Origin of the sequence: Dechloromonas sp. ARDL1 (assembly GCF_051122455.1) — a bacterium.
Lineage (GTDB): Bacteria > Pseudomonadota > Gammaproteobacteria > Burkholderiales > Rhodocyclaceae > Azonexus.
In genome coordinates this window covers 3,349,866-3,359,537 of the sequence record NZ_CP168939.1, presented here as the reverse complement: position 1 = coordinate 3,359,537, position 9,672 = coordinate 3,349,866, and the positions used below count along the sequence as shown (strand labels likewise).

Sequence of the window (9,672 nt, the reverse complement as noted above, 5' to 3'; positions counted from 1 at the left end):
GCTGCAAGATCCAGGCCCCGCCGTGCGAAAGCCGGCGGGGCCTTTGTTTTGGCCGCCGGTCGGAAAAACTGTCAATTTTCGAACTTGCCCGGCGGCCGCTAGTCGAATAAGCAAATAAATAATGCAGGGCGAAGGCGTATCTTGTCCCATGGCAGCCAACCTTTTCCGGTTGCACGCGTTATTTTGGACAGGAAGACGGTAAGCCCCAGACAGCAGTAACCGACCACCCACTCAGCGGAGGTAGCCATGTCGATCTTCACGCGTTATCAGAGTCGCTATGAAGCGGCGCAGGAAGAGGAGCTGTCGATCCAGGAATACCTGGATTTGTGCCGCAATGATCCGAGCGCCTATGCCAGCGTCGCCGAGCGCATGCTGATGGCCATCGGCGAGCCGGAACTGGTCGATACCCGCCTCGATCCCCGTTTGTCGCGCATCTTCGCCAACAAGATGCTCAAGCTCTACCCAGCCTTCCGCGAGTTCTACGGCATGGAAGAGGTCATCGAGCACATCGTTTCCTACTTCCGCCATGCAGCCCAAGGGCTGGAGGAAAAGAAACAGATTCTCTATCTCCTCGGACCGGTCGGTGGTGGTAAATCCTCGCTGGCCGAACGGCTGAAGGCGCTGATCGAAAAAATACCGTTCTATGCGATCAAGGGTTCGCCGGTGCACGAGTCGCCGCTCGCCTTGTTCAACATCGACGAAGACGGTCCCATCCTCGAGCAGGATTACGGTATCCCCCGGCGTTACCTGGGCGGCATCATGAGTCCGTGGGCGGTCAAGCGCCTGCAGGAATTCGGCGGCGACATCACCCGTTTCCGTGTTGTTCGCCTTTGCCCGTCGGTGCTGTCGCAGATTGCCGTGGCCAAGACTGAACCTGGCGACGAGAACAACCAGGATATTTCTTCGCTGGTCGGCAAGATCGACATCCGCAAGCTGGAAACCTATTCGCAGAACGATCCGGACGCCTACTCTTACTCCGGCGGCTTGTGCCTGGCCAACCGCGGCATTCTTGAATTCGTCGAGATGTTCAAGGCTCCGATCAAGGTGCTGCACCCCTTGCTGACCGCGACGCAGGAGCAGAACTACAAGGGTACCGAAGGCTTCGGCGCGATTCCCTTCGACGGCCTGATCCTCGCCCACTCCAACGAGGCCGAGTGGCAGGCTTTCAAGAACAATCGCAACAACGAGGCTTTCCTCGACCGTATCTACATCGTCAAGGTGCCGTACTCGCTGCGGGTGACCGACGAAATGCACATCTACGAAAAATTGCTGGCCAATTCCTCGCTGGCGGCGGCACCCTGCGCCCCCGATACCTTGCGCATGATGGCCCAGTTCTCGGTGCTGTCCCGCCTCAAGGAACCGGAAAACTCCAGCCTGTTCAGCAAGATGCGCGTCTATGACGGCGAGAACCTCAAGGATACCGACCCGAAGGCCAAGAGCTACCAGGAATACCGCGATTTCGCCGGGGTGGACGAGGGCATGACCGGGCTGTCCACCCGCTTCGCCTTCAAGATCCTCTCCAAGGTCTTCAATTTCGATCACCGCGAAATCGCCGCCAACCCGGTGCACCTGATGTACGTGCTCGAACAGCAGGTCGAGCAGGAGCAATTCCCGCCGGAAGTCGAGGAGCGTTACTTGCGCTTCCTGAAGGAGTACCTGAGCCCGCGCTACGCTGAGTTTATCGGCAAGGAAATCCAGACGGCCTACCTGGAAAGCTATTCCGAATACGGCCAGAACATCTTCGACCGCTACGTCACCTACGCCGATTTCTGGATTCAGGATCAGGAATTCCGCGACCCGAATACCGGCGAAATGCTCGACCGCTCGGCGCTCAACGACGAGCTGGAAAAGATCGAAAAGCCCGCCGGTATCAGCAATCCCAAGGATTTCCGCAACGAGGTTGTGAACTTCGTCCTGCGCGCCCGGGCCAAGCACGACGGCAAGAATCCGGCGTGGACCAGCTACGAGAAGTTGCGGGCGGTTATCGAGAAGCGCATGTTCTCGAATACCGAGGACCTGCTGCCGGTCATCTCCTTCAACACCAAGGCCAGTGCCGACGAGCAGAAGAAGCACCAGGACTTCGTCGACCGCATGAGCGACAAGGGCTATACCGAAAAGCAGGTGCGTCTGCTCTGCGAGTGGTACCTGCGCGTCAGGAAGAGCAGCTGAGTAGACAAGGGCCGGGGTGGCTGCCAGACAGGCGTCCCGGCCAACGGGCAGCGGACAAACGGGAGGCGTCATGACCGTACGCATCGTCGATCGTCGGCAGGACAGCAGGAACAAGAGTTCGATCAATCGCAGCCGCTTCATTCGCCGCTTCAAGGGGCAGATCAGGAAGGCGGTGGCCGACGCCATCGCCAAGCGGGGCATCCGTGACCTGGAGAATGGCGAGAAGATCGGCATTCCGGGCAAGGACATCAACGAACCGCATTTTCGCCACGGTCGTGGCGGCATGCGTGAAACGGTTCATCCCGGCAACGACCGCTTTGCCCAGGGCGACCAGATGGATCGCCCGAGTGGCGGTGCCGGAGGACAGGGCAAAGGGCAGGCCAGCAACGAGGGCGAAGGGCTGGATGACTTCGTCTTTACGCTGACCCGCGACGAGTTTCTCGACATTTTCTTCGAGGAACTGGCCCTGCCCAACCTGATCAAGCGCCAGTTGGCCCGCATCGATGAATACAAGCGGGTACGGGCCGGCTACACGCAGAGCGGGGTGCCGACCAACATCAACCTGGTACGCACCATGCGCAGCGCCGCCGGCCGGCGCCTCGCCATCGGCGGCCCGTACCGCCGCCGGTTGCGCGAACTGCAGAACGAACTCGAATCCCTGCTCGACGAAGCCAATCCCGACCCAGACGAGATCACCCGCCTGCGCCACGAAATCGCCGTCCTGCGTGCCAAGCAGGAAGCGGTGCCCTTCATCGACCCCTTCGACCTGCGTTATTCCAATCGCGTGCGCATTCCGCAGCCGAGTACGCAGGCCGTGATGTTCTGCCTGATGGACGTTTCCGGTTCGATGGACGAGGCCACCAAGCAGATGGCCAAGCGCTTCTTCATGCTGCTCTACCTCTTCCTCAACCGGAACTACGAGCACATCGAGGTGGTATTCATCCGTCACCACACCGTCGCCGAGGAGGTGGACGAAGATACCTTCTTCCATTCGCGTGAGACAGGCGGCACCATCGTCTCGTCGGCGCTGAAGCTGATGGTCGAGATCATCCAGGCGCGTTACTCGAGCAGCCTGTGGAACATCTACGGTGCGCAAGCGTCCGACGGCGATAACTGGGATGCCGATTCGCCGGCCTGCCGCGAATTGCTCTCGGAGTCCATCCTGCCCGTGGTCCAGTATTTCGCCTACGTCGAGATCACCGAAGCCGAGCCGCAGAACCTGTGGCGTGAATACGAAAAGCTGGGCGACACGCATGCCGGTGTTTTCGCCCAACAGCGCATCGTCGCGGCGAGCGACATCTACCCGGTGTTCCGGGAACTGTTCAGGAAGAAACTGGCATGAGCCGGAAACGCCCCCCAAAGATCGCCGAAGGGTCGGACTGGACCTTCGAGGAACTCGACCGCGCCGATGCCGAGATTGGCCGTGTCGCACGCGCCTACGGCCTGGACTGCTACCGTCACCAGCTGGAGATCATCACCGCCGAGCAGATGATGGACGCCTACGCCGCCATCGGCATGCCGGTCTATTACCACCACTGGTCCTTCGGCAAGCATTTCCTGGAAACCGAGAACCGCTACAAGCGCGGTCAGATGGGCCTGGCCTACGAGATCGTCATCAATTCCGATCCGTGCATCGCCTACCTGATGGAAGAGAACACCATGGCCATGCAGGCCCTGGTGATCGCCCATGCCGCCTACGGCCACAACTCCTTCTTCAAGGGCAACCACCTGTTCAAGCAATGGACCAGCGCCGACGCCATCATCGATTACCTGGTCTTCGCCCGAAACTACATCGCGGACTGTGAGGAGCGCCATGGTGTCGATGTGGTGGAGCAACTGATCGACGCTTGCCATGCCGTGTCCAGCCTCGGCGTCGACCGCTACAAGCGCTCGCCCCCGCTGTCCCTGCAGAAAGAAAAGGAGCGTCAACGGGAGCGCGAGGCCTATTTGCAGTCGCAGGTGAACGAGTTGTGGCGCACCCTGCCGAAGCATGAAACGGCCGCGCAGACCGGTGAGGAGGCGCGTTTTCCGGCCGAGCCGGAGGAAAACCTGCTCTATTTCGTCGAAAAGCATGCCCCGCTGCTCGAACCGTGGCAGCGCGAGATCATTCGCATCGTGCGCAAGATCGGCCAGTATTTCTATCCGCAGCGCCAGACACAGGTCATGAACGAAGGCTGGGCCACCTACTGGCACCACACCCTGCTCAATACCCTGTACGACGAAGGACGCATCAACGACGGCTTCATGTTCGAGTTCCTGCAGTCACACACCAACGTCGTGATGCAGCCGCCCTACAACAGCAACTGGTATTCCGGCATCAATCCCTACGCCCTCGGCTTCGCCATGTGGCAGGACCTGCGTCGCATCTGCGAAGCGCCGGATGCTGAAGACCGCGCCTGGTTCCCGGAAATCGCCGGCTCGGACTGGCGGGAAACCTTCGACTTCGCGATGCGCAACTTCAAGGACGAGAGTTTCATCGCACAGTTTTTGTCGCCCCGCCTGATGCGCCAGTTCCGTTTCTTCGCCGTCCTCGACGATGATGCGCGGGCCAAGCTGGAGGTCAGTGCCATCCACGATGACCCGGGCTACCGCGCCTTGCGCCTGAAGTTGTCGGAGCAGTACAACCTGGGTAGCCACGATCCCGACATCCAGGTATGGAATGTTGACCTGCGTGGCGACCGTTCGCTGACTCTGCGCCACTTCATGCACCGCCGGCGCGATCTGGCGCCTGATTATGAGCGTGTCCTGGAACACCTGGCCTATCTGTGGGGTTTTGCCGTGCGCCTCGAACAGCAGGACGAAAAAGGGGAAGTGACCCTGCTCGCCGAGCGCATACATGACCGCCGGCGGGCGGCTGACGGGACTGCCTGAGCGTATGCCGACGCCTTCCCCTGTTTGCCGTAATCATGTGAAAATGGCGCAGGATAACAAGGGGGATTTATGTCGGCTGAGCTGCAACCTGCCTTGCAGGTGACGACTCCGAACGGAGCGCTTGATGGGCACATGTTGCTCGTTCTCGGAGTCATGGTGGTCATGGGGATATTGGGCGGGGCTGCCAACTATTTTCTCGCCGACCGACAGGGCGAATCGGCCCGCCGCGACTGGATCAAATACCCGGTTTTTGGCGTGGTCGCGGCGCTGACGGTGCCGATGTTCCTCAACATGATTTCCAGCACCCTGCTCGAAGGGGCGCGTACCAAGCCCATCGACTACTACGTCTTTGCCGGATTCTGCCTGCTCTACGTGGTCGCCTCGCGCCGCCTGTTCGAGAACATGGTGCAGCGCCTGATGGGGCAGGTTGACCAGGTCCGGCGCGATGTCGGGCATCTCAAGCAGCAAAAGCGCGAAGAGCCTGTCGTTCCGGCGCCGTCCGCGGTCAAGCCAGAAGCGGAAACACCGAAAAGCAGCGAACCGGACCCGCGAGAAGTGCTCTCCTACAACGATGTCGAGATTCTCCGTGCCCTGGCCGAGGAAAGCTTCGTCTACGGCAATCTGGCGGCGATCTGCGATACCACCGGCCTGGTGCGCGAACTGGTCAGCCAGCGCCTGACCGTCATGAAGACGCTGGGCGTCATCGAAACCCGCATCAACGAAAAGAATGTCCTGCACTGGGTCGTGTCGACACGCGGCAAGGCCGTGCTGGCCGACATCATCGGCGGACAGGAACAGAAAAAGATCGCATGAACCCGCCGGTGCCTGCCGCCGGCCCTTAACCTGAAATCAACCATGAACATCGTCATTCTCGCTGCCGGCCAAGGCAAGCGCATGCATTCCAATCTCCCCAAGGTGTTGCACCCGATTGCCGGCAAGCCGCTGGCGCAACATGTCATCGACACTGCCCGGCAGCTGTCTCCGGAAAAGCTGATCGTCGTCTACGGCCACGGTGGCGACGTCGTGCGCGCCACGCTGGCCGCCGACGACCTGGCTTGGGCCGAGCAGGCGCAGCAACTGGGCACCGGCCACGCCGTGGCGCAGGCCATTCCGGAACTGGGCAGTGCAGCCCAGACCCTGGTGCTCTACGGCGATGTGCCGCTGACTACCGTGGCGACCCTCAAGCGCCTGTTGCAGGCCGGCAAGGACGGCCTGTCGGTGCTCACCGTCGATCTCGCCAACCCGACCGGCTACGGCCGCATCGTGCGCGATGCCGCGGGCCACATGGTCAGCATCGTCGAGGAAAAGGATGCATCGCCGGAGCAGAAGGCGATCCGCGAGGTCAATACCGGGATCATGGCCATCCCGACCGCGCGTCTGGCCGACTGGCTCGGCCGCTTGAAGAATGACAACGCCCAGGGCGAGTACTACCTGACCGACATCGTCGCGCTGGCCGTCGTCGAAGGGTTGCCGGTGCGCACCGCGCAGCCCGAGGGTGAATGGGAGGTGCTGGGCGTCAACAGCAAGGTGCAGCTGGCCGAACTGGAGCGCCAGCACCAGCGCAACCTGGCCGACCAGTTGCTGGTCGGCGGCGTGCGCCTGGCTGATCCGGCGCGCATTGATATTCGCGGGCAACTGACCCATGGCCGCGATGTCGCCATCGATGTCGGCTGCGTCTTCGAGGGCAAGGTCGAACTGGCCGATGCCGTCGAGGTCGGCCCCTACTGCGTGCTGAAGAACGTCAAGGTCGGTGCGGGAACACGCATCGCCGCCTTCTGCCATTTCGAGGATGCGGTGATCGGTCCCGATGGCGTGCTCGGCCCCTATGCCCGTCTGCGGCCGGGTACCGAACTCGGTCCCGAGGTGCATATCGGCAACTTCGTCGAGGTCAAGAAGAGCAAGATCGCCGCGCAGTCGAAGGCCAACCACCTGGCCTACATCGGTGACGCCGAGATCGGCGAACGCGTCAATGTCGGCGCCGGCACCATCACCTGCAACTACGATGGCGCCAACAAGCACCTGACGATCATCGAGGACGATGTCTTCATCGGTTCCGACACACAACTGGTGGCACCGGTGCGCGTCGGGCGCGGCGCGACGCTGGGCGCCGGCACGACCTTGACCAAGGATGCGCCGCCGGACGCGCTGACCGTATCGCGAGCCAAGCAGCTGACCCTGCCGGGGTGGACGCGTCCGCAGAAGGTGAAAAAATAATGGATTGGGGATTCATGGCTTTTGCGGTGGCCTCGACCCTGTCGCTGGCGACGGGGGGGCTGCTCCTGCTCGTTGGCTACATCGGGACCGTTCCCGCCGCCTTCAGTTTCGGTTTGAAAACCGGCCTGCCGGTGCTGCTGTTGCCGGTGATCGGCCCGGTATGGTTTGCCTTGAGCCGGGGCGCCGATTTTCGCCGCCAGGCCATCCAGTTGATCGTCGGCGTGGCGCTGGTCGCCGTGGCGACTGGACTGATCCTGGGGTGGGGACCGCATTTCGCAGAAAAACTGGTGGCCGAGGCTGTCGAGGCTGCCAAAAACCGCTGATTTTATTTGTTCAGGGAGAACAAGATGTCCAAATACACTAGCGAGGCCCTTCGTTCTGTAGCCTTGGTCGGTCACGGTGCGGCCGGCAAGACCAGCCTGGCCGAAGCACTGCTCTTCGCGACCGGGTCGATTTCCGCCAAGGGCAGTGTGGAGAAGGGCAATACGGTCGCCGACTCGGATCCGCAGGAAAAGGAAGCGGGTCACTCCCTGAATTCGGCAGTGGTCAATTTCGGCTACGAAGACACCCATGTCCACCTGATCGATACACCGGGCTACCCCGATTTTGCCGGGCAGGCAATTGCCGCGCTGGCCGGCGTCGACACCGCCCTGGTCGTGGTCAACGCCCAGACCGGGGTCGAACTGATGACCGAACGCATGATGCGTCATGCGGCGGAGCGCAAGCTGTGCCGGATGATCGTCATCAACAAGATCGATGCCGACAACCTCGACCTGCCGGGCCTGGTGGCCGACATTCGCGAGCGTTTCGGCAAGCAGTGCATGGTGCTCGACCTGCCGGCACACGGCGGTGCCGATGTCGTCGAGGTGCTCGAACACGATGCCGGCGACGCCGATTTCGAGTCAGTTGCTGCTGCTCATCGCGCGCTGATCGACCAAGTCGTCGAGGAAGACGAGGATCTGCTCGCCCAATACCTTGAGGACGGCGCCGATCCGAGCGCTGCCGCGCTGCATGCGCCGTTCGAGAAGGCGCTGCGTGAAGGCCACCTGATTCCCATCCTGTTCACGTCGGCCAGGACCGGCGCCGGCATCAAGGAACTGCTGCACGTGCTGGCCTCGCTGGCGCCGAACCCGGCCGAAGGCAACCCGCCGCCCTTCTACAAGGGGGAGCCGGGGGGCGCTACCGAGTCCTTCCTGGCTGTGCCGGATGCCGGCAAGCATGTGCTGGCACACGTCTTCAAGGTCGTCGCCGACCCCTATATGGGTAAGATCGGCATCTTCCGGGTGCATCAGGGCACGGTGAAGAAGGATATGCAGCTCTTCGTTGGCGACGGCAAGCGGCCGATCAAGGTCGGCCATCTCTATCACTTGCTGGGCAAGGAGTCGGTCGAGGTCGACGCGTTGGTGCCGGGCGATATTGGTGCCATCGCCAAGGTCGACGAGATCGAGTTTGATAGTGTGCTGCACGATTCGCACGACGAGGATCACATCCATCTGGTGCCGCTCGAATTTCCCAAGCCGATGGCCGGCCTGGCTGTCGAAACGAAGAAAAAGGGCGACGAGCAGCGCCTGTTCGACATTCTCGGCAAGCTAGCGATGGAAGATCCGACCTTTGTCATCGAGCGTCATCCGACCAGCAACGAAACCGTCATCCGCGGCCTGGGCGAAATTCACCTCAAGGCCAAGCTGGCCAAGATGGCCAGCCAGTACAAGCTGGAAGTCGATACCCAGCCGCCGCGCATTCCCTATCGCGAAACCATCACCGGCAACGGCGAAGCCATGTACCGGCACAAGAAGCAATCGGGCGGTGCCGGGCAATTCGGCGAGGTCCATCTGCGTATCGAACCCAAGGGGCGCGGTGAAGGCTTTGAGTTCGTCGATGCGGTCAAGGGCGGCGTGATTCCCGGTGTCTTCATGGCGGCGGTCGAGAAGGGCGTGCGCCAGGGGCTGGAAGGCGGCGTCGTGGCCGGCTACGAGGTCGAGGACGTCAAGGTCACCGTCTACGACGGCAAGACGCACGCTGTCGACGGCAAGGAAGTGGCGTTCACCATCGCTGCCCGCAAGGCGGTGATCGATGCGGTGCGCAATGCCCGGCCGATCGTTCTCGAGCCTATCGTTGCCATCGAGATCGTCATTCCGGAGGGGGCCATCGGCGATCTTACCGGCGACCTGTCCAGCCGTCGTGGCCACATCACGGGTACCGACGGGCGCGGCCACGGCATGGCGGCGATTTCAGGCGAAGTGCCGCTGGCAGAGCTGAACGACTACCAGTCGCGCCTGAAGTCGCTGACCGGCGGGCAAGGCAGCTATACCATCGAATTTGCCCGTTATGCGGCCGTGCCGCCCAACGTGCAACAGCAGATGGCGAGCAAGTTCCAGCTGCACGACGAGGACGAGTGATTGTTGCGACACCGCACCA

Annotated in this window: 7 protein-coding genes; all 7 read left to right on the top strand. The window is 61.7% G+C overall.

Translation table 11 applies throughout. The features are described 5' to 3' along the window. Nucleotides 1-246: 246 nt before the first annotated feature. The 7 genes from AB6Q56_RS16675 to fusA all read left to right on the top strand — a co-directional run bounded on the left by AB6Q56_RS16675 (nucleotide 247) and on the right by fusA (nucleotide 9,653). Nucleotides 247-2,169 (top strand): PrkA family serine protein kinase, encoded by a 1,923-nt coding sequence (locus AB6Q56_RS16675; RefSeq protein ID WP_434514175.1) that lies wholly within the window; start codon nucleotides 247-249, stop codon nucleotides 2,167-2,169. 70 nt (nucleotides 2,170-2,239) lie between these two features. Next, nucleotides 2,240-3,511 carry a YeaH/YhbH family protein gene (locus AB6Q56_RS16670; RefSeq protein WP_434514174.1) on the top strand — a complete coding sequence of 424 codons (1,272 nt, stop codon included), beginning with the start codon at nucleotides 2,240-2,242 and terminating at the stop codon, nucleotides 3,509-3,511. Next, entirely contained in the window at nucleotides 3,508-5,040 is a 1,533-nt protein-coding gene (locus AB6Q56_RS16665) for a SpoVR family protein (protein ID WP_434514173.1), read from the top strand. The genes AB6Q56_RS16670 and AB6Q56_RS16665 overlap by 4 nt, the downstream gene beginning before the upstream one ends. 132 nt (nucleotides 5,041-5,172) lie before the next feature. Next, nucleotides 5,173-5,853, top strand: a complete 681-nt coding sequence (locus AB6Q56_RS16660; RefSeq protein ID WP_434514172.1) for a YEATS-associated helix-containing protein — start codon at nucleotides 5,173-5,175, stop codon at nucleotides 5,851-5,853. 42 nt (nucleotides 5,854-5,895) lie between these two features. Then, the gene (glmU, locus tag AB6Q56_RS16655; protein ID WP_434514171.1) at nucleotides 5,896-7,254 is read left to right on the top strand and encodes a bifunctional UDP-N-acetylglucosamine diphosphorylase/glucosamine-1-phosphate N-acetyltransferase GlmU; all 1,359 of its coding nucleotides are present in this window, start codon (nucleotides 5,896-5,898) and stop codon (nucleotides 7,252-7,254) included. Continuing rightward, nucleotides 7,254-7,577 carry a hypothetical protein gene (locus AB6Q56_RS16650; RefSeq protein WP_434514170.1) on the top strand — a complete coding sequence of 108 codons (324 nt, stop codon included), beginning with the start codon at nucleotides 7,254-7,256 and terminating at the stop codon, nucleotides 7,575-7,577. Before glmU ends, AB6Q56_RS16650 begins: the two co-directional genes overlap by 1 nt. A 24-nt stretch (nucleotides 7,578-7,601) precedes the next feature. Continuing rightward, nucleotides 7,602-9,653, top strand: a complete 2,052-nt coding sequence (fusA, locus tag AB6Q56_RS16645; RefSeq protein WP_434514169.1) for an elongation factor G — start codon at nucleotides 7,602-7,604, stop codon at nucleotides 9,651-9,653. Nucleotides 9,654-9,672: the final 19 nt, after the last annotated feature.